General features: G+C 58.4%; 23 protein-coding genes and 2 tRNA genes. 12 read left to right on the top strand and 13 right to left on the bottom strand.

Annotation, left to right across the window (positions count from 1 at the left end):
* Positions 1 to 38: 38 nt before the first annotated feature.
* Positions 39 to 467 carry an HIT family protein gene (locus tag FHT28_RS06575; protein WP_037201889.1) on the top strand — a complete coding sequence of 143 codons (429 nt, stop codon included), beginning with the start codon at positions 39 to 41 and terminating at the stop codon, positions 465 to 467.
* Positions 436 to 768, top strand: coding sequence for a Dabb family protein (locus tag FHT28_RS06570; RefSeq protein ID WP_052212336.1), 333 nt, complete (start codon positions 436 to 438; stop codon positions 766 to 768). The genes FHT28_RS06575 and FHT28_RS06570 overlap by 32 nt, the downstream gene beginning before the upstream one ends.
* 90 nt (positions 769 to 858) lie before the next feature.
* Here FHT28_RS06570 and clpA read toward each other — a convergent pair whose 3' ends face one another.
* The 5 genes from clpA to cysE all read right to left on the bottom strand — a co-directional run bounded on the left by clpA (position 859) and on the right by cysE (position 5,976).
* Entirely contained in the window at positions 859 to 3,390 is a 2,532-nt protein-coding gene (gene clpA, locus FHT28_RS06565; RefSeq protein WP_037201887.1) for an ATP-dependent Clp protease ATP-binding subunit ClpA, read from the bottom strand.
* Positions 3,391 to 3,400: 10 nt separating this feature from the next.
* Positions 3,401 to 3,754 (bottom strand): ATP-dependent Clp protease adapter ClpS, encoded by a 354-nt coding sequence (clpS, locus tag FHT28_RS06560; protein ID WP_034505170.1) that lies wholly within the window; start codon positions 3,752 to 3,754, stop codon positions 3,401 to 3,403.
* 285 nt (positions 3,755 to 4,039) lie between these two features.
* Positions 4,040 to 4,405 (bottom strand): phasin family protein, encoded by a 366-nt coding sequence (locus FHT28_RS06555; protein ID WP_037201886.1) that lies wholly within the window; start codon positions 4,403 to 4,405, stop codon positions 4,040 to 4,042.
* 376 nt (positions 4,406 to 4,781) lie between these two features.
* Positions 4,782 to 4,985, bottom strand: coding sequence for a DUF3126 family protein (locus FHT28_RS06550; RefSeq protein ID WP_034505173.1), 204 nt, complete (start codon positions 4,983 to 4,985; stop codon positions 4,782 to 4,784).
* 127 nt (positions 4,986 to 5,112) lie between these two features.
* Positions 5,113 to 5,976, bottom strand: coding sequence for a serine O-acetyltransferase (gene cysE / locus FHT28_RS06545; protein ID WP_168595805.1), 864 nt, complete (start codon positions 5,974 to 5,976; stop codon positions 5,113 to 5,115).
* A gap of 76 nt (positions 5,977 to 6,052) precedes the next feature.
* On the opposite strand from cysE, the gene FHT28_RS06540 reads away from it, so the two are divergent.
* Positions 6,053 to 6,853, top strand: a complete 801-nt coding sequence (locus FHT28_RS06540; protein ID WP_047557916.1) for an enoyl-CoA hydratase-related protein — start codon at positions 6,053 to 6,055, stop codon at positions 6,851 to 6,853.
* 18 nt (positions 6,854 to 6,871) lie between these two features.
* Here the strand turns inward: FHT28_RS06540 and FHT28_RS06535 are convergent, their stop codons facing one another.
* Positions 6,872 to 7,654: an alpha/beta hydrolase gene (locus FHT28_RS06535; RefSeq protein ID WP_037201881.1), complete on the bottom strand. Its 783-nt coding sequence runs from the start codon at positions 7,652 to 7,654 to the stop codon at positions 6,872 to 6,874.
* Between the two features lie 200 nt (positions 7,655 to 7,854).
* On the opposite strand from FHT28_RS06535, the gene FHT28_RS06530 reads away from it, so the two are divergent.
* The gene (locus FHT28_RS06530) at positions 7,855 to 8,100 is read left to right on the top strand and encodes a zinc-finger domain-containing protein (RefSeq protein WP_037201878.1); all 246 of its coding nucleotides are present in this window, start codon (positions 7,855 to 7,857) and stop codon (positions 8,098 to 8,100) included.
* A gap of 30 nt (positions 8,101 to 8,130) precedes the next feature.
* Complete coding sequence (locus tag FHT28_RS06525; RefSeq protein ID WP_168595804.1) at positions 8,131 to 9,294, top strand: FAD-dependent monooxygenase; 1,164 nt, start codon at positions 8,131 to 8,133, stop codon at positions 9,292 to 9,294.
* On the opposite strand, the gene FHT28_RS06520 is transcribed toward FHT28_RS06525, so the two are convergent.
* The gene (locus FHT28_RS06520) at positions 9,295 to 10,485 is read right to left on the bottom strand and encodes a cystathionine beta-lyase (protein ID WP_168595803.1); all 1,191 of its coding nucleotides are present in this window, start codon (positions 10,483 to 10,485) and stop codon (positions 9,295 to 9,297) included.
* A 372-nt stretch (positions 10,486 to 10,857) separates the two neighbouring features.
* Here FHT28_RS06520 and FHT28_RS06515 point away from each other — a divergent pair, with 372 nt between their 5' ends.
* The 4 genes from FHT28_RS06515 to FHT28_RS06500 all read left to right on the top strand — a co-directional run bounded on the left by FHT28_RS06515 (position 10,858) and on the right by FHT28_RS06500 (position 15,142).
* Positions 10,858 to 11,883 carry an amino acid ABC transporter substrate-binding protein gene (locus tag FHT28_RS06515; protein ID WP_037201870.1) on the top strand — a complete coding sequence of 342 codons (1,026 nt, stop codon included), beginning with the start codon at positions 10,858 to 10,860 and terminating at the stop codon, positions 11,881 to 11,883.
* A gap of 96 nt (positions 11,884 to 11,979) precedes the next feature.
* Positions 11,980 to 13,194 carry an amino acid ABC transporter permease gene (locus FHT28_RS06510; RefSeq protein WP_168595802.1) on the top strand — a complete coding sequence of 405 codons (1,215 nt, stop codon included), beginning with the start codon at positions 11,980 to 11,982 and terminating at the stop codon, positions 13,192 to 13,194.
* A gap of 1 nt (position 13,195) precedes the next feature.
* Positions 13,196 to 14,350 carry an amino acid ABC transporter permease gene (locus FHT28_RS06505; RefSeq protein ID WP_037201866.1) on the top strand — a complete coding sequence of 385 codons (1,155 nt, stop codon included), beginning with the start codon at positions 13,196 to 13,198 and terminating at the stop codon, positions 14,348 to 14,350.
* An 18-nt stretch (positions 14,351 to 14,368) separates the two neighbouring features.
* A complete protein-coding gene (locus FHT28_RS06500) occupies positions 14,369 to 15,142 on the top strand; it encodes an amino acid ABC transporter ATP-binding protein (protein ID WP_037201864.1) in 774 nt (257 codons plus the stop codon).
* A 94-nt stretch (positions 15,143 to 15,236) separates the two neighbouring features.
* Here the strand turns inward: FHT28_RS06500 and FHT28_RS06495 are convergent, their stop codons facing one another.
* On the bottom strand, positions 15,237 to 15,698 hold the full coding sequence (locus FHT28_RS06495; protein ID WP_168595801.1) for an Lrp/AsnC family transcriptional regulator: 462 nt from the start codon (positions 15,696 to 15,698) through the stop codon (positions 15,237 to 15,239).
* 110 nt (positions 15,699 to 15,808) lie between these two features.
* Between FHT28_RS06495 and FHT28_RS06490 the strand changes: the two genes are divergently transcribed.
* Together FHT28_RS06490 and FHT28_RS06485 are read left to right on the top strand one after the other, a co-directional pair.
* Positions 15,809 to 16,417 (top strand): LysE family translocator, encoded by a 609-nt coding sequence (locus tag FHT28_RS06490; protein WP_168595800.1) that lies wholly within the window; start codon positions 15,809 to 15,811, stop codon positions 16,415 to 16,417.
* Between the two features lie 90 nt (positions 16,418 to 16,507).
* Entirely contained in the window at positions 16,508 to 16,669 is a 162-nt protein-coding gene (locus FHT28_RS06485; protein WP_167669545.1) for a hypothetical protein, read from the top strand.
* 46 nt (positions 16,670 to 16,715) lie between these two features.
* Here FHT28_RS06485 and FHT28_RS06480 read toward each other — a convergent pair.
* From FHT28_RS06480 to FHT28_RS06460, 5 genes are all read right to left on the bottom strand, one after another.
* A tRNA-Arg gene (locus FHT28_RS06480) sits at positions 16,716 to 16,792 on the bottom strand.
* Between the two features lie 91 nt (positions 16,793 to 16,883).
* Entirely contained in the window at positions 16,884 to 17,189 is a 306-nt protein-coding gene (locus tag FHT28_RS06475) for an ETC complex I subunit (protein ID WP_092573687.1), read from the bottom strand.
* Between the two features lie 177 nt (positions 17,190 to 17,366).
* Positions 17,367 to 17,443: transfer RNA gene (locus tag FHT28_RS06470), tRNA-Pro, on the bottom strand.
* Between the two features lie 153 nt (positions 17,444 to 17,596).
* Positions 17,597 to 18,109, bottom strand: coding sequence for a DUF192 domain-containing protein (locus tag FHT28_RS06465; protein ID WP_047557768.1), 513 nt, complete (start codon positions 18,107 to 18,109; stop codon positions 17,597 to 17,599).
* Position 18,110: 1 nt separating this feature from the next.
* Positions 18,111 to 18,689, bottom strand: a complete 579-nt coding sequence (locus FHT28_RS06460) for a cold-shock protein (protein WP_037201851.1) — start codon at positions 18,687 to 18,689, stop codon at positions 18,111 to 18,113.
* 196 nt (positions 18,690 to 18,885) lie between these two features.
* On the opposite strand from FHT28_RS06460, the gene FHT28_RS06455 reads away from it, so the two are divergent.
* On the top strand, positions 18,886 to 19,326 hold the full coding sequence (locus tag FHT28_RS06455) for a VOC family protein (protein WP_047638040.1): 441 nt from the start codon (positions 18,886 to 18,888) through the stop codon (positions 19,324 to 19,326).
* Positions 19,327 to 19,487: the final 161 nt, after the last annotated feature.

Genomic DNA, 19,487 nt, shown 5'->3' with positions numbered 1-19,487 from the left:
TTCTGGACAATCATAAACGGAAGACGAGGAGATCCCGGATGACCAGCTCGGCCTACGACACCAACAATATCTTCGCGAAGATCCTGAAAGGCGAGATCCCTTCCTATCGTGTCTACGAGGACGAGCACACGGTCGCCTTCATGGATGTCATGCCACAATCGCCGGGCCATACGCTGGTTCTGCCGAAATCTCCGTCCCGCAACATCTTCGATGCCGATCCTGCCGCACTTCAGCACGCGATCACCATCGTCCAGAAGGTCGCCATCGCCGTCCAGGAAGCCTTCGATGCCGACGGTGTCTACATCGCCCAGTTCAACGAGCCTGCCGCAGGGCAGACCGTGTTCCATCTCCATTTCCACGTCATTCCGCGTCACGAAGGCGTGGCGCTGAAACCGCATTCGGGCAAGATGGAAGACGGTGCGGTGCTGGCTGATAATGCCAAGAAGATCATCGAAGCCCTGGCTTGACCTGGAGACACATGATTCGCCATCTGTCGCCTTTCGCCTGAAACATAAAGCCGGTTCGGTTGAGGAGACCAGTTTCCTCAAAGACGCCCTCGTTCTCAAAGAGATATTGAGCGTCCGAAACTTCAAGCAGCTTCGGCAGACCAGTCCAAAGAATGATTTTACTTTCGGGTTCTCAACGGAGTTCGATAGTCGATCAGGCTACGACGCCTATAACATCGACCCCGACCACGTCGCTTTCGTGCGCGATCGCTGGGGGCCCGAAGTCGAGTCCTTCCTCGAAATCGACAATACGAACCTGTAGCACTTAATTATTATATCAAAATAAGCATATGAAAAGGCTGCATTGTTTCCAATGCAGCCTTTTCATTTTTCTCAAGCAGCCAATCGGCAGTTACTTGCGCGGAACCTTCGGCACCGTGCCGCCCTTGCGCGGCGACTTGCCTTCCGGCTCGTCGTTTTCGCTGGCCGCCGCGGCCTTGGCCGAACGGCGGGCATCCGCGGCTGCACCGGCCTTGCCCACGCGGCTTCTGGCCTTGACGGTGGTGTCACCGTCATCCTGCTCCACCTCGAGCGGCGCATCGCCGACCTCGGCTTCCGGCTTCGGCCGGATCGGTGCCGTATCAGCGGTTGCTTCGAGCACGATGCCGGTGGTGCCGTCTTCCTTCGTGCCGACCGTGACGGTAACGACGCCACCCTTCTTCAGCTTGCCGAAGAGGATTTCGTTCGCCAGCGGCTTCTTGATATTTTCCTGGATGACGCGCGCCAGCGGACGGGCGCCCATCTTTTCGTCGTAGCCCTTTTCGGACAGCCAGGCGATCGCGTCTTCGTGCAGATCGAAGGTAACATTCCGTTCGGAAAGCTGAGCCTCCAGCTGCATGATGAACTTCTGCACGACCTTGTGGATGACAACGGTCGGCAGCGGCGCGAACGGAATGGTCGCATCCAGACGGTTGCGGAATTCCGGGGTGAACAGGCGGTTCAGAGCCTCTTCATCCTCGCCCGTACGCTTGGCCGAGCCGAAGCCGATCGCGGCCTTGGCCATTTCCGATGCGCCCGCATTGGTCGTCATGATCAGGATGACGTTGCGGAAGTCGATCTTCTTGCCGTTGTGGTCGGTCAGCGCGCCATGGTCCATGACCTGCAGCAGGATATTGAAGATATCCGGATGCGCCTTCTCGATTTCGTCGAGCAGGACAACGCTGTGCGGATGCTGGTCGACACCGTCGGTCAGCAGGCCGCCCTGATCGAAGCCGACATAGCCGGGAGGTGCGCCGAGCAGGCGGGAAACCGTGTGACGCTCCATATATTCCGACATGTCGAAGCGCAGCAGTTCGACGCCGAGCGACGAAGCAAGCTGCTTGGCGACTTCCGTCTTGCCGACGCCCGTGGGGCCGGAGAAGATGTAGCAGCCGATCGGCTTGTTCGGTTCGCGCAGGCCCGCACGAGCCAGCTTGATCGCCGTCGACAGAGCCTCGATCGCCGTGTCCTGGCCATAGACGACCGAACGCAGCTCCTGCTCGAGATTGGCGAGAACCATCTCGTCATCCTTGGACACCGTCTTTGGGGGAATACGGGCCATGGTGGCGATCGTGACCTCGATCTCCTTCTCGGTGATCAGCTTGCGACGCTTGGACGGCGGCAGCAGCATTTGCGCAGCACCGGTTTCGTCGATGACGTCGATCGCCTTGTCCGGCAGCTTGCGGTCGGAAATGTAGCGAGCCGACAGCTCGACAGCCGACTTGATGGCGTCGTTCGAATAGCGCAGGTGATGATACTCTTCGAAATAGGGCTTCAGGCCCTTCATGATTTCGATGGCATCCTCGATGCTCGGCTCGTTAACGTCTATCTTCTGGAAACGGCGGACGAGTGCCCGGTCCTTCTCGAAGAACTGACGGTATTCCTTGTAGGTGGTCGAACCAATGCAACGGATCGCACCCGAGGAGAGAGCCGGCTTCAGCAGGTTCGAGGCATCCATCGCACCGCCGGAAGTGGCGCCAGCGCCGATGACGGTGTGGATCTCATCGATGAACAGCACGGCGCCCGGATATTCCTCGAGCTCCTTGACGACCTGCTTCAGGCGTTCTTCGAAATCGCCGCGATAGCGGGTGCCGGCAAGCAGCGTGCCCATATCGAGCGAAAAGATCGTGGCGTCGGCGAGCGCCTCGGGAACCTTGCCCTCGACGATGCGCTTGGCAAGACCTTCGGCAATCGCCGTCTTGCCAACGCCCGGGTCGCCGACATAAAGCGGGTTGTTCTTCGACCGGCGGCAAAGCACCTGGATCGTGCGATTGACCTCTGAATGACGGCCGATCAGCGGATCGATCTTGCCGTTCTTGGCCTTCTCGTTGAGGTTGACGCAATAAGCCTTCAGCGCATCCTGCTGCTTCTTGCCGTTGCCTTCCTCCTGCTCACCGCGGGCGGTCGGCTTGCTCTCGGATTCGCTTTCCTCGGCGCCGCGCGGCGTGCGGGTTTGGGAGGAACCCGGACGCTTGCCGATACCGTGAGATATATAGTTGACCGCGTCGTAGCGGGTCATTTCCTGCTCCTGCAGGAAGAATGCAGCATGGCTTTCCCGTTCCGCAAAAATCGCGACGAGAACGTTGGCGCCCGTCACTTCCTCGCGACCGGACGATTGTACATGGATCACGGCGCGCTGAATGACACGCTGGAAGCCGGAGGTCGGCTTCGAGTCCTCATCATAGCCCGTAATCAGGTTTGAAAGTTCATTATCGACGTATTCAGTCAGAGTCTTACGGAGCGCGTCGAGATCAACATTGCACGCGCCCATGACAGCTGCGGCGTCGGCGTCGTCTACCAGCGCCAAAAGCAGATGTTCCAGCGTGGCATACTCGTGATGCCGCTCGTTCGCGTAAGTCAGTGCCTGGTGCAGCGCCTTCTCAAGACTAGGCGAAAATGTTGGCACGTTCAGATCCTCACTTCTTTTCCATAACACATTGCAGCGGATGCTGGTGCTGCCGGGCAAAATCCATCACCTGGCTCACCTTCGTTTCGGCTACTTCATATGTATATATCCCGCATTCACCCACGCCATGGTTGTGGACGTGAAGCATGATGCGAGTGGCACTCTCAAGATCCTTTTGAAAGAAACGCTCCAGGATGTGGATCACAAAATCCATGGGCGTATAGTCGTCATTCAGAAGCAGCACGCGGTATAGATTGGGCTTCTTGGTTTTGGGCTTGGTGCGTGTAATCACCGAGGTCCCGCGATTTCCGTTGTCCCCGTTCCTTTCGCCATTGTTTTGCATCCGGATCGGCTCAGCGATCATTTCGTTCTTTCCTCAAATCATCCGGCAGAAGCTATCGCATTCCGACTTGGCAACTGGGTTGGTTTATTGACTCGGTCGGGCCGAATATCCGAACCTATAACTTAGTTCATATCGGCGTGATTTTAAGCCCCTTGCGGGACACTGCAATCACAATTCGCTGACAAAGCGGGCTGCGGCCAAAAAAGTTGCAGCTATTGTCGAACCAGGCACGACTATCGGAAACGCAAAGGACCGACTGCGCATCGCGCAGTCGGTCCTTCCGGAATTGTCGCCTTGGGCGAGTTCTTAAGCGGCGGTGGCAGTCGCTGCCGCCTTGCTAGCAGCCTTCGTCGCTGCAGCGACAGGCGCTTCGTAAGGCTTGTAAGCGTTCTTGGCGAGATCTGCATACATTTCGCCGAGCTTGGTGGCTTCGGCGACGAAATTTTCGTAGGCCGACTTCACGTAGGTGCTCTGGAGTTCGAAAGCAGCTTCGAAGCTCTTGACGCCGGCGAGCGTTTCAAAGTGCGTAACACCATCCTGGAACGACTTCTTCGAATATTCAGCAGTTTCGGCGGCAATAGCCTGGAAACCCTTGCTGACATCGGAGTAGCTCTTCAGCGCCGTGTCCATGGCTTCCTTGCCCTTTTTGTTCGCTTCATCGAAATTGAACATGTTTCTCCGTCCCTTGTTGGCCGGCCCACGGCCGGTTTACGCAGACAAGACTTAAATGCGATGCACAATTAGTCAAGTAGTCTTGTGCATCGCAATATCACCCGCAGATTGCATTTCCGATGACGGCACAATGTCATCGACGAGAGCGCAGACGCATCCGTTTGTTTTTTCTAATATATATCAATGTCTGTGCAACTACAGGCTTTGGCAGAAATATTGCGATTTGGCGGAAAATCCCATCTGGGTGGATGGAAGGTTCAACCACCCGTTCAGAACGACGAATCGGATCATTTTCAGTCGGCATCCAAGAAAAGAGCCGCATTTCGATGAAATGCGGCTCCGAAATCGGACTGGAATATTGGACACTTACAGCGACTTAGAGATCGACGTCCAGGATAGCCATCGAGAAATTGTAGGAACGGTCGCCGTCTTCATCATCGATATAGACAACACCCAGGAACTCTTCGCCGAGATAGACTTCTGCCGAATCATTCTTGCGCGGCCGGGCCTTCACCACCATCTGCGGATTGAACATGCGCTTGAAGTAGGCGTCGAGTTTCTTGATTTCGTCAGGCTTCACAATGCATCTCCGTGAGGATCTCTGTTTGGCCGCTTCTTGCATGGGAAAAGCGGCGGTGTAAAGACCGGAACCGCGCCAAATACCTTCAGCAATGGCGCTAAATCCCGAAGTTCAGGTTGGACTTTGCCTAGATTCCGGCGCCCATGATCTGGTCGACAACCATGCGTTCGGCCAGCAGCTGATCCATGGAGCGGGATGGCTCCGAGCAGCCTGCCTCGCCGACAACCTTGGCTGGAACGCCGGCGACCGTCGTCTTCGGCGGCACTTCCTTCAGAACGACCGAGCCGGCGGCGATACGCGAGCAATGGCCGATCTGGATATTGCCGAGGATCTTCGCTCCGGCGCCGATCAATACGCCATGGGCGATTTTCGGATGGCGGTCGCTGCCTTCCTTGCCGGTGCCACCGAGGGTGACGCCATGCAGGATCGATACGTTGTCGCCGATAACGGCCGTTTCGCCCACGACCAGGCCGGTCGCGTGATCGAGGAAGATACCCTTGCCGATCCGCGCAGCCGGGTTGATGTCGGTCTGGAAGACGCTCGAGGATCGGCTTTGCAGATAAAGCGCAAAATCACGGCGGCCGCGATTGTACAGCCAGTGCGCGAGACGATGGGTCTGCAAGGCATGAAAGCCCTTGAAATAGAGAACCGGCTCGAGGAAACGGAGACAGGCGGGATCGCGATCGTAGACGGCCTGAATATCGACACGCAGGATCGATCCCCATTCCGACCAATCGCTCAGCATTTCCTCGAAAGTCTGCCGCAGGAGAACGGCCTGCATATCCGGATGGTCGAGGCGCTCGCAAATGCGATAGATGACGCATTCCTCCAGCGAACGGTGATTGATGATCGTCGAATATAGGAAGGCGGCCAGAAGCGGGTCCCGGTCAGCGGCCGAGCGAGCCTCCTCGCGCATGCTATCCCAGATGGGATCCACGATCTTAACCGCGCCTAGGCCCTCCAGAGGGCGAATGTCCGTTACTGCGACCATTGGCGGTCTCCCGATTTGCTGCCAGTGGTGCATTATATAGAATAAATGCCACACAAGACAAATGGGTCGGACGCGCATGAATTTCGAGCATGATTTTGCCGGCGGTCTCCTTCGTGCAACCAGCAGCGATGCCATAGGCACGATCGCCATCAACAACCCCGGCAGCAAGAATGCCGTGACGGCCGCCATGTGGCGTGCACTTCCTCAGGCCGTGCGCATTTTGACCGACGAGGCGCACGCCCACGTTATCATTCTTCGCGGCGCCGGCACGGATTTTTCCGCGGGCGCCGACATCCGCGAATTCGATAGCGTGCGTAAAGATGCCGAAACGGCCGTCGCCTACGAGGCTTTAAACAGTCAGGCCTTCACGGCCATTCGTCATTGCCGCGTGCCGACGATCGCGGCGATCCGCGGCGTCTGTTACGGCGGCGGCTTCGGGCTCGCCGCTGCCTGCGATCTACGGATCGCGGAGCAAGGTGCGCGTTTCTCCATACCCGCCGTCCGCCTCGGCATCGCCTATCCCGCCGACGCCGTGCAGGACATCGTCAACGCGCTTGGGCCGCAGATGGCCAAGGTCGCGCTTTTTACGGGCGCTCCCATGTCGAGCGAGAAGATGGCTGCGGCCGGATTTCTGCTGGAAGAGATAGAGGCCGGCGCGTTCGACGCTGAGGTTTCCGCCCTCGCCCATGCGATCGCTGCCAATGCGCCGATCGCGCTGCATGCCTCGAAACTCGCAATCCGCGCCGTCATCGAACAGGATGGCGATCTGCTGCGCGAGGCGGAAGTGATCGGCGCCGAGACTTTCGACAGCGCCGACTATGCCGAAGGGCGGGCGGCCTTTGCCGCGCGACGGAAACCGCATTTCACCGGCAGGTGACTTGATCGATCCAGCCCGTCAGTTCTCCAGCCGCTTATAGAATTCAAGAACCGCCGTCTTGAAGACCTTGTCGCCGACGGCGAGCATATGATCGCGGTTGGGGATGTCGACGACTTCGGCATGAGGCATCAGATCAGCAAGCTCCTGCGCCGAGCCGGCAATATCGTCCTTGGTGCCGACGGCGATCAGGGTCGGCGCCTCGATCCTCGCCACATCCTCCTTTGCGGCCAGATCGCGCGACCCCTGGATGCAGGCGGCAAGCGCCTGCCGGTCGCTCCTGGTCTGCTCGGCAAAAACGCGGAACATGCGGCCGCGCAGATGCATGACATCGTCCAGCGATGGCGCCAGCAGGGCGTCCGCGATCGGATCCCAATCGCCGACTCCTTCGACCATGCCGATGCCGAGGCCGCCGAGCACCAGCGAACGAACACGGTCAGGATGCGTGATCGCCATGAAGGTCGAAACGCGCGCGCCCATCGAATAGCCCATGACATGCGCCTCGGGGATGCCGAGGTGATCGAGCAGAGCGACGGCGTCTTCGGCCATGATCCAGGGATGATAGACATCGGCATCATAGGGCTTGTCGCTCATGCCGTGACCGCGATTGTCGATGGCGATCACGCGGTAACCCGCCTCATCAAGCACCTTGAGCCAGCCCGGATTGACCCAATTGGCAACCGCGGTCGAGGCAAATCCGTGAATCAGCAAAACCGGCTGACCATTCGGATTGCCCTCGTCGAAATAGGCGAGCTTCAATCCGTCGCTGACAAAATAGGAAATCGGAGGAACATTCAAATTCATGGCTGTATCTTCGCAAACAGGGCTTATTGGCGCCGGACCATATTTTATCGGCGATATCAGGTGAACCCCGCTTTCGCGAAAATCTCTGCGCCGAGCCGGACTTTCGCACTACACAATCGGCGAGAAGGATTATAAAGAGGGGCTACCAAGTCTGGCGCAACATTCATGCCGCTCAAGGCAAGACGCATTTGGAGATCATCATGGCCGGCCACAATATTCCCCATTTCCAGAACGATGGCGGACACCGCGTTATCGAAATCGGCGTGAAGGAATTCATGTGCACCGGCGCCTCGGTTCCCTACGACCATCCGCATATCTTCATCGACCTGGGCGACGATAGCGAGAAGGTCTGCTCCTACTGCTCGACGCTCTACCGCTACAATCCGTCGCTGAAGGCGGACCAGACCAACCCGCCCGGCTGCGTCTTCCACTTCAAGGCCGCGTGACCCTCCTGGATCGCGATCGGACATAGCCGAATGCCGATCAAAACAGCTGCCATCATCGGCGCCGGAATAGCCGGGTTGACGGCGGCGCTGGCGCTGGCAAGGCATGGCATCCGCTCGGAGATTTTCGAACAGGCGGACGTGTTGACCGAAGTTGGCGCCGGCCTGCAGATTTCCCCAAACGCCTCCCGCATTCTCAATGCGCTGGGCGTGCTCGACGCGCTTCTGCCCATCTGGCTCGAACCGCAGGACGTGCGGCTGGTTTCCGGCTATTCGCTGCGGCCGGTCGCATCCGTTCCATGCGGCGATTTCGCCAAGCAGCGATGGGGATCCCCCTACGGCACGGCGCATCGCGCGACCCTGCAGAAAGCACTTCTCGATGCGGTGACAGCCAACGCGCTTTGCACGCTGCATCTCGGCCGACACGTCGATATCAAAGACAGACGGGGATTGGATGGGATCGCCGGCCGGGACATGGATCTCGTCATCGGCGCGGACGGCGTCTGGTCAAAGGCACGCGCCTTGGTGCCCGGCGCCCCCTCGCCGCTCTTTTCCGGCAACATCGCGTGGCGTTTCACTCTTCCGGAGGCTTCCGCACCGGCCATCCTGAACAAGACCAGCGTCACGGCGTTTCTCGGTCCCTCCAGCCACCTCGTCTGCTATCCGATCCGCGAAACCGCCGCCTTCAATATCGTCGCCATCGTTTCCGGCAGCAGCGCGAGCCACGATTGGAGCGCTATCGGCAGCAAGGCCCAAAGAGACAATATGCTGCGCGGCTTCTCCGGCTGGAACAACGCAATTCTGCGGATGTTGGAAACGCAGGAGCAGGCAAGCTTCTGGCCGCTTTACGAAATGGGCGTCGGCCGATGGCACAATGGCAGCGACACGATCCTGATCGGCGATGCGGCTCATGCGATGATGCCATTCGCCGCCCAAGGCGCGGCCATGGCAATCGAGGATGCGTTCGAATTGGCAGGCATGCTCGCAACGCGCTCTGTCTCTGAAGCACTCGATCTTTATGAGAAGCATCGCGCGCCGCGCATCGCCCGCCTGCGCCAGCGCGCCGCCTTCAATCAGTTCGCCTACCATGCCCGCGGGCCGATACGGATGGCGCGCGACCTCGTTCTGTCCCTGCGCCCGCCGCAAAGTCTTGCGGCGGACATGGACTGGATCTACGGCTATCGCGCCATCGGCTGATCAAGCCTCCTTGGCTGCCGCAAACCCCTTTTCGATATCCGCCTTGATATCGGCCACGTCTTCCAGGCCGATCTGCAGGCGCAATACCGGCCCCTCCGTCGGCGCCTTGGCGAGGCGGCGGTCGTTGAGGCTGACGTGCAAAGCGAGGCTTTCGAAGCCGCCCCAGGAATAGCCGAGACCGAAAATCCGGAGCGCATCGAGGAAGGCATGCGCCTTGGCCTTGAATTTCTGAGGGCTGTCGACAGCCAGCACGAAGGAGAAAATGCCGCTCGATCCCTTGAAGTCGCGCTTCCAAATCGCATGGCCTGGGAAGCTCGGCAGCGCGGGATGCAGTACGCGCGCAACCTCCTCCCGTCCCTCCAGCCATTGGGCGATGGCAAGCGCGCTCTGCTGATGGCGCTCCAGCCGCACACCCATAGTGCGCAAGCCCTTCAACACCTGGTAAGCATCATCCGGTGCGCCGCAGATGCCGAGTTGACCATGGGCGTCCAGCAAGCGCTTCCAATGCGCCGCATTGGCGGAAACGGTCCCCATCAGAATATCGGAGTGGCCGGCCGGATACTTGGTCACCGCATGGATCGAGATGTCAACGCCGTGATCAAGCGGCTTGAAATAGAGCGGTGTTGCCCAGGTATTGTCCATCGTGACGACGCAGCCGTGCCTGTGAGCAGCCGTCGAAATCGCTGATATATCCTGCATTTCGAAGGTATTGGAACCCGGCGCCTCTGTATGCACCAATTTGGTGTTCGGCCTGATCATCTGCTCGATGCCGGCGCCGATGAGCGGATCGTAGTATTCAACCTCGACACCGAGCCGCTTCAACATCGTATCGCAGAAGTGGCGCGTCGGCCCGTAGACCGAATCGACGACCAGCGCATGGTCACCGGCGGATAAAAACGCAAGAAAAGGTATGGTGACAGCCGCAAGCCCGGACGGGACGATGACCGTTCCCGCCGATCCCTCCAGCGCGTCGATCGCCTCGCAAAGCGCATCCGTCGTCGGCGTGCCGCGCGTGCCGTAGGTATATTTCTGGTCGTGCGTTTCCATGGTCCGTGCATTCGGAAACAGCACCGTGGACGCATGAACCACGGGCGGATTGACGAATCCGTGGAAATCGGAGGGCGAATTGCCGATGTGGGATAAACGCGTATTGATGCCGGCGTTCTGCAGCAATGTGTCTTTGTCTTTCATGTCCGGATATGCCCTTGGCGCTGTAGGAACCTCGATTTGTGGCGAGCAAGTCCAGCGGGGTCAACCCTGATCCGTCTCAGTCCTCTTATTACTAGAAGGCTAAAATAACGAAAATAGCGAATTAACCTCCGTTTTCGCGTAGTTTTTTGGCAAAATGCCGCTTATTTTCACGCCAAACGCTCATTTTTCGAACGCCCCGGGCGAAAATGCCGAATAAATCCGCAATAATTGGGCCAATGTCTTGACCGCAAATCCATTTACGACTGTGATAGGACCACTCGCACCGGGAGAGTGAGGGAACGTGGTTCTCCGAGAACCTGCTTCGGGAGCGATACATTTTAACTATAAAACAATAGTCAAAGGTAGGGAAAGATGAAAAAGTTTGCGCTGTCCGTATTGCTGGGAGCCGCGGCACTGGCATACACCGCCTCCGGCGCTTCGGCTTCGACGCTGAGCGACGTGAAGGCCAAGGGCTTCATTCAATGCGGCGTGAATACGGGTCTTCTTGGCTTCGCACAGCCAGACGCATCCGGTAACTGGGCCGGTTTCGACGTCGACTTCTGCAAGGCAGTCGCTTCGGCTGTCTTCGGTGATGCGACCAAGGTCAAGTACACCCCCCTCAGCTCCAAGGACCGTTTCACCGCGCTGCAGTCCGGTGAAGTCGATCTGCTGTCGCGCAACACGACCTGGACCATCAACCGCGATACGGCGCTCGGCCTCAACTTCCGCCCGATCACCTACTATGACGGCCAAGGCTTCATGGTCCGCAAGGAACTGAACGTCAAGTCCGCTCTGGAACTCTCCGGTGCCGCCGTCTGCGTCCAGTCCGGTACCACGACGGAACTCAACCTCGCCGACTACTTCAAGGCTAATAACCTTCAGTACAATCCGGTGGTCTTCGACAAGCTCGAGGAAGTCAACGCCGCCTATGATTCCGGCCGTTGCGACGTCTACACCACCGACCAGTCGGGCCTCTATTCGCTGCGTCTGACTCTGAAGAACCCCGACGACAACGTTGTTCTGCCGGAGATCATCTCCAAGGAGCCGCTTGGACCGGCCGTTCGCCAGGGCGACGAGCAGTGGTTCGACATCGTCAGCTGGACCGCTTACGCGCTGATCAACGCTGAAGAATTCGGCATCACGCAGAAGAACGTCGACGAGATGAAGGGTTCGGCAAACCCGGACATCAAGCGCTTCCTCGGCGCTGAGCAGGGTTCGACGATCGGCACCGACCTCGGTCTGACCAACGACTGGGCCTACAACATCATCAAGGGCGTCGGCAACTACGGCGAAGTCTTCGACCGCAACATCGGCGCCGGCAGCCCGCTGAAGATCGCTCGTGGCCTGAATGCGCTGTGGAACAAGGGCGGCATCCAGTACGCACCGCCGGTCCGCTAAGCCGCGAACGGCATAAACTTATGGAGAAAGGCGGCTTTCGCCTTTCTCCCCTCAAGAAAACAAGCCTGAAACAGGCACATTGGGGAAAATTTCTGCATGGCAATTACTACAAATTCGCCTGAGGGCGAGCGTTCATTTGTATCTGTGGTCCTATCTGTGATCATACCTGTTATAAACAACCCGAAAGTCAGGGGGGTGTTTTATCAGGCCGTCACCATTATCATTCTTGTGGCTCTCGTTTGGTTCCTGATCCACAATACGGCCGACAATCTACGCGCATTGAACCGTTCCTTCGGCTTCAGCTTCCTGGAAGGCCGCTCCGGCTTCAATCTCGGACAGGCGCTGATTCCATATTCCAGCGATTCCACCAATACCCAAGCGCTCATCGTCGGCCTGCTCAATACACTTCTCATTTCAGTGGTCGGCATCGTCTGCGCAACGATCGTCGGCTTCATCATCGGCATTGGCAGGCTTTCAAACAATTGGCTGATCGCCAAGCTTTCCCAGACCTACGTCGAAATCTTCCGCAACATTCCGCCATTGCTCGTTATCTTCTTCTGGTACAGCGGCGTTCTGGTGCTGCTGCCGCAAGCGCGAGATGCCGTGCATCTGCCGTTTTCCACCTATCTCAGCAACCGTGGCCTCGCCTTCCCCAGCCCGATTTTCGGCGCTGGTATGTGGGCCGTCGGCGTTGCCTTCGTTGTCGCTATCGTGGCGGTAGTTTTCCTGGCGCGCTGGGCACACAAGCGCCAGGCGGCGACAGGCCAGCAATTCCATACGATCTGGGTGTCGGTCGGCGTGCTGATCGGCCTGCCGCTGTTGACCTTCCTTGCGGTGGGCCTGCCGCTCTCCTTCGATTATCCGGTCGCCGGCAAATTCAACCTGACGGGCGGATCCGTCGTGGGACCGGAGTTCATTGCACTTCTCCTGGCATTGTCTCTTTACACCGCGACCTACATTGCCGAAATCGTGCGCGCCGGCATTCGCGGCGTAGCGAAAGGCCAGTCGGAAGCGGCAGGTGCGCTCGGCCTTCGCGCGTCGGCGATCACCAGGCTCGTGGTCATTCCGCAGGCAATGCGCATCATCATTCCACCGTTGACGAGCCAATATCTCAACCTGATCAAAAACTCTTCGCTCGCCATCGCCATCGGCTATGCCGATCTCGTCGCAGTCGGCGGCGTGATCCTCAATCAGTCCGGCCGCGCGGTCGAAGTCGTGATCATATGGATGATCATCTATCTCGCCTTGAGCATCGCAACGTCGCTGTTCATGAACTGGTTCAATGCCAAGATGGCTCTGGTGGAGAGATAGGATGTCAAACCCAAATCAAAGCTTGGTCAGCAAGACCCTCCTTCTGGCGCAACCAGCACCGGCTGGCGAGAAAGGTGCGTGGCATTGGATCAGGAAGAACCTCCTGGCGACACCAAAGGACGTTGTTCTGACCGTGATCGCTATTGCCTTCCTTGCATGGGTGATCCCGCATCTGGTCAATTGGTTGTTCGTGCAGGCAGTCTGGAGCGGAACCGACCGCACTTTCTGCGCCACGACCGTTCAGGGCGGAACCCAGCCGGACGGTTGGAATGCCGCTTGCTGGGCTTTCATCCGCGCGAAATTCGTCATCTTCATGTTCGGCCTCTATCCGCCGGATGAACGCTGGCGGCCTGTGCTCGTTATGATTCTGACGATCATCGCCTTCGTGCCGCTCATGATGCCATCGCTTCCCAGGAAGGGATTGAACGCGATTCTCGCGTTCTTCGTGCTGCCGATCGTTTCGTTCTTTCTGCTCCATGGCGGTTTAGGCCTAGAGGTCGTGGAAACGGAAAGATGGGGCGGCCTGCTGGTGACGTTGGTGATTTCCTTCGTCGGGATCGCGGTCTCGTTTCCATTCGGCATCGTGCTTGCACTCGGGCGCCGCTCGAAAATGCCTGTCGTCCGTATGCTGTGCGTGATCTTTATCGAGGTCATCCGTGGCGTGCCATTGATCACGGTGCTGTTCATGGCCAGCTACATGCTGCCATTGTTCATGCCACAGGGCTGGACCGTCGATAAGCTGCTGCGCGCTATCGTCGGCGTCGCGATCTTCACCTCGGCCTATATGGCCGAAGTCATTCGCGGCGGCCTGCAGGCCGTGCCGAAAGGCCAGTTCGAAGGCGCAGACTCGCTCGGCCTCGGCTATTGGCAGAAGATGCGGCTGATCGTTCTGCCGCAGGCCATCAAGCTGGTCCTCCCGGGCGTCGTCAACACCTACATCGGCATGTTCAAGGACACGTCGCTGGTAGCGATCATTGGCATGTTCGATCTGCTCGGCATCGTCCGCCAGAATTTCTCCGACGCGAACTGGGCGAGCCCCGTGACACCGATAACGGGGCTGGTCTTCGCCGGCTTCATATTCTGGCTTTTCTGCTTCGGCATGTCGCGTTATTCAGGCTTCATGGAACGCCATCTCGACACCGGCCACAAACGATAAGAACTGAGGGAAGATAATATGGCTGACGCCCAACCGAAAAAACTGACCATTTCCGAGACGGAAGTCGCGGTTGAAATGATCAACATGAACAAGTGGTACGGCGATTTCCACGTGCTGCGCGACATCAACCTCAAGGTCATGCGCGGCGAGCGCATCGTCATCGCCGGTCCGTCCGGCTCCGGCAAATCGACGATGATTCGCTGCATCAACCGCCTCGAAGAGCACCAGAAGGGCAGCATCGTCGTCGACGGCGTGGAACTCACCAACGATCTGAAGAAGATCGATGAAGTCCGCCGCGAAGTCGGCATGGTGTTCCAGCACTTCAATCTCTTCCCGCACCTGACGATCCTGGAGAACTGCACGCTGGCGCCGATCTGGGTGCGCAAGATGCCGAAGAAGCAGGCGGAAGAAATAGCCATGCACTTTCTCACCCGCGTCAAGATCCCGGAGCAGGCGAAGAAATATCCCGGCCAGCTTTCGGGCGGCCAGCAGCAGCGCGTGGCGATTGCCCGTTCGCTCTGCATGAACCCGAAGATCATGCTGTTCGACGAGCCGACCTCGGCGCTCGATCCGGAAATGATCAAGGAAGTGCTCGACACCATGGTGGGTCTTGCCGAGGAAGGCATGACCATGCTGTGTGTCACCCATGAAATGGGCTTTGCCCGCCAGGTCGCCAACCGCGTCATCTTCATGGACCAGGGCCAGATCGTCGAGCAGAACTCGCCGAAGGAATTCTTCGACAATCCGCAGCATGAGCGCACCAAGCTCTTCCTCAGCCAGATCCTGCACTGAGTTCGCGCAAATTATAGGACAATGAGGAACCCGCCGGCTGCGATGCAGCCGGCGGGTTTTTCGTCGATACTCCGCACCAGCGGAGCCAAAGCGGTCAGCGCAAGGGCAAGGCGTAGGTCTGCTTGACGATCTGGCTCGGCACATCGGTCTTGACGTTCTGGATGCCGTTGATCTTCGTCAGATGCGTGGACTGGAACTGTCTGTAGTCGTCGAGATCGGATACGGCGACGCGCAACAGCGCATCGCTTTCGCCAAGCATTATGTAGCACTCCATCACCTCAGGCAGCTTCTTCATTGCCGCTATGAAGCGATCGATCGTTTCTGCATCCTGGGCCGTCAGCCAGACGCGGGCAAACATGGATAGCGGCAGCCCGACCTTGGCCGGATTGAGGACGGCCACATAGCGGTCGATCATGCCGGCATCCTCAAGGAGCTTGACGCGCCGCAGGCAAGGCGATGGAGACAACCCCACCTCCCTCGCCAGTTCCACATTCTGAATTCGCCCGTCGCGCTGCAGAGCGCGCAGAATACGCTTATCGATCTCGTCCAGCCGCATTGGCATCCTCTATCAACAAGAGCGCAATCATGGATTCCAATGCCAATTAATCGATCAGAATTGACACCTTCGCAAGCCGATTGCCTCGCCAGGCCTTTAGACTGCCATTCATGGAAAACATCGAGCTTCTTCTCTTCGCGGGCACTGTCCTGCCCCTCATCTGCACACCGGGGCCGGACATGCTCTTCGTGGCATCGCAGGCCATGTCCGGCGGCGCCGTGGCCGGACTGCGCTCGACGGCCGGCATCTGCATCGGCTATGTCGTCCATTCGACGCTTGCAGCCCTCGGCGTGGCCGCCATCATCGCCACCTCACCCGCCCTGTTCATGCTCCTGCGTTGGCTCGGCATCGCATATCTGGCTTACCTTGCGTCTCGACTGATCGCATCCTCGCTCAAAGCCGGAAAAGCCGCGCAACCGTCGGCTTCGGCGACGAACTCGTTTCGGCGCGGCCTCCTGACAGCTATTCTCAATCCCAAGGGCATGATGATCTATTTCGCCATCCTGCCGCAGTTCATAAAGCACGATGGGAGCATCGCCCTGCAGGCGAGCCTCCTATCCGCAATCTTCATCGGGCTGTGCGGGGTCTTCTATGCGCTCCTCAGCTTCGCCATTGCGGCCGTTGGCTCCCAGGGAAGCTTCACCGATCGCGGTCGAAGATGGAGCGAAGGCATCGCCGGCGGCCTTCTGCTGATCGCCGCCGGGCGACTGGCGACTTGAACAAGCCGAGTAGCGCTTCACGTAGAACGCGATATACTGCCTACCACCGCGAAACACGCGGCATTCACGAGGCGTCAGGGGAAGCGGGCCGTGAAGAAAAGCGACAAAATCGTCGGTGGGCTCGCGCTATTGAGCGCGGCCATCGTCGTCATCAAACTGGCCGGGGTAATGACCGGCTACGACCTCTTCCAGATGGCAGTCGACGCGACGAGGCCGAGAGATGCCGGCGGGTGGCTGGCGGCGACGAAATGAGGGTAGCGCAGCGTGAAAGGCGTCCTGGAAAAAAATCGGAAAGGATTGGCGACCCCTGCAGGATTCGAACCTGCGACCACCTGCTTAGAAGGCAGGTGCTCTATCCAGCTGAGCTAAGGGGCCGTGAGCCGAGCCGCAAGTTGTTCGCGGCCGCCAACACATGCCTGAAACCGCCGTCAAACTCAATGGGCAGCGGTTTCAATAAGCGCCTGTTTCAGTGTGTCCAGGGCTGGATGCGCGAGTAACGGAAATTATCGGAATAGGAAACCGTCTGGCGCGTGGGATCCTTGGGGGCGATGACGCGGTATTCTATGCCTTCGCGCTGGGCATAGGCCTCGGCCAACTCCTGCGTATCGAAGGTCAGCTTGAGCTGCTGGCGCGTGTCGGCCGAAGACGTGTAGCCCATGATCGGATCGATCTTGCGCGGGATCTCCTGATCGAATTCGAGAACCCAAACATTGGTCTTGGCCTTGCCGGACTGCATGGCGGTCTTTGCGGGACGATAAATCTTGGCAGGCATTGCTGCAGCGCCTCCGAATAAAGCGGGAGCAACCCGCTTCTTTGCTTCTCTTGCCTTGGCTCGATCTTTAAAGATCTAGCGAACACGACCTTTGCTTAGCCGCGAATCCCTTTGTTTTCAAGCGAAAAGGCGGCCGGTATCAGCGCGAATTCATCGATATAGATGGGGATTTTAAAGTGGTCGGAGTGGAGAGATTCGAACTCCCGACCCTCTGGTCCCAAACCAGATGCGCTACCAGACTGCGCTACACTCCGTACCTCAAGCATGATCCCTTGGAATATTGCGTTTCTGCAGGGATCACGTTGCACCGCCTGACACCCGTCCAGCGGAACGAGTGCGGAGATACACGGTTCGTCTGCACGCTGCAACAGCTAAAATCGTGCCGGGCAGTTCTTCCTGGTGAAAACCTATTTGTTCAGTTTTGCCGAAATGGTGGCGCTCGTCGCCTTGTCGCCGACGGCAAGGCCGAGCTTTTTGACAATTCCACCATTCAGCTCGATGACGTAGGCAACCGGCCCATTGGAATCGATAATCGCCTCGGAATAAGGCACGGCGTCCTCCTGAATGTGGGTAACGACGCCGGTCTTGTCCAGGAAAAGCATGTCCAGCGCCAGCTTGGTGTTCTTCATCCACATCATGACGGGCCGCGACGTGCCGAAATCGAACAGCATGCCGTGATCGGCGGGCATCCTGTCACGATACATGAGTCCGAATTCCAGCTGCGGCGGCGTCAGGGCCAGTTCCACGGTGAGCTTATGCGTCTTGCCACCAGCCGATGTGATCGTCAGCGGCTCCGAATCGAATGCCATCGACTGCTGGCTTGTCGTCTGCGCTGCGGAGGAGGAAGGAGCGGCAGCTCCAACGAGAAAAAGCGCCACGACGGCGCTTTTCAAAACTCTGAGAAACAAATCTCCGGTCATATTAGTGCGGCCGCGTTGCCGGGCTCGGTGCGTCCGGGTGAATTTCCGCCGCCATCAGACCCTTCTCGCCGGGTCCGAAGCGGACAAGCACCACCTGCCCTGGCCGCAGCTCCGCCAGGCCGAACCGACGCAGTGTCTCCATGTGCACGAAGATATCCTCGGTGCCCTCGCCGCGCGTCAGGAAGCCGAAGCCCTTAGTGCGGTTGAACCACTTGACCAAGGCGCGTTCCAGGCCACTGGTCGCCGTTACCTGCACATGCGTGCGCACCGGCGGCATCTGCGAGGGATGCACGGCAGTCGATTGATCCATGGAGAGGATCTTGAAGGCCTGATAGCCCCTCTCCCTGCGCTGGATCAGCGCGACGATGCGTGTTCCTTCGAGAATCGTCTGATAACCGTCCCGCCGCAGGCACGTCACGTGCAGCAGCACATCCTGCATGCCATTGTCAGGCACTATAAAACCGAACCCCTTGGCGACATCGAACCACTTGACGACGCCCGAGATCTCGATGAGCTCGACGGCATCGCCCGACATCTCCTCGAAGTCGTCAACTCCCTTCGATGAAATTCTGTCACCCATCCTAGCCAGCCCTCGATTACGCGTCACACTGTTACGGTTAACTGATTCCCTGATATCAAGATTAACATCTTGGTAACGGAAAAGCGCAAGTCCTAGTTTTCTTTATTCCCACCCTTAGATTATCCCGCAAAGACTTGCGCGAAGCTGGTGTCGCGATCCAAGATCGGCCCAGCCCAACATTAAGAGAGGAAATAGAATGCGTTATCTCCACACAATGGTCCGCGTGACCGATCTGGACGCCTCGTTGCATTTTTATAGCACCCTGTTCGGCCTCACCGAAACCCGCCGTTATGAGAACGAGAAGGGTCGCTACACACTCGTATTCCTTGCAGCCGGCGAGGATGCCGAATCATCCCGGAGCAACGGCGCCCCCAGCCTGGAACTGACCTACAACTGGGATCCGGAGGAATATACCGGAGGACGCAACTTCGGCCACCTTGCCTATGAGGTCGACGATATCTACGCGACCTGCCAAAAGCTCATGGACAATGGCATCACGATCAACCGACCGCCGCGTGACGGTCACATGGCGTTCGTGCGTTCTCCGGACGGCATATCCATCGAGATCCTGCAGAAGGGCGCCAATCTTCCCTCGTCCGAGCCCTGGGCTTCGTTGCCCAACACCGGCTCCTGGTAAGGCGCAAGCTTTCGCGAGGCTTACGGCACGCGCGGAGCCATCCGTTTCGCGCTTGCCGCCCATGCCCATCCTCGGCATGCTTGGACGACTCGAAGCATCATGCATCGGATATCGCGCCGTCATCGTTCCCAGTCGGCGCACGCGATATCATCGTCCCTCGC

The sequence above is a fragment of the Rhizobium sp. SG570 genome, from assembly GCF_012275345.1.
Classification (GTDB): Bacteria; Pseudomonadota; Alphaproteobacteria; order Rhizobiales; family Rhizobiaceae; genus Rhizobium; species Rhizobium lusitanum.
Note: the sequence above shows the minus strand (reverse complement) of the source record. Positions and strands in the feature narration are given on the sequence as shown.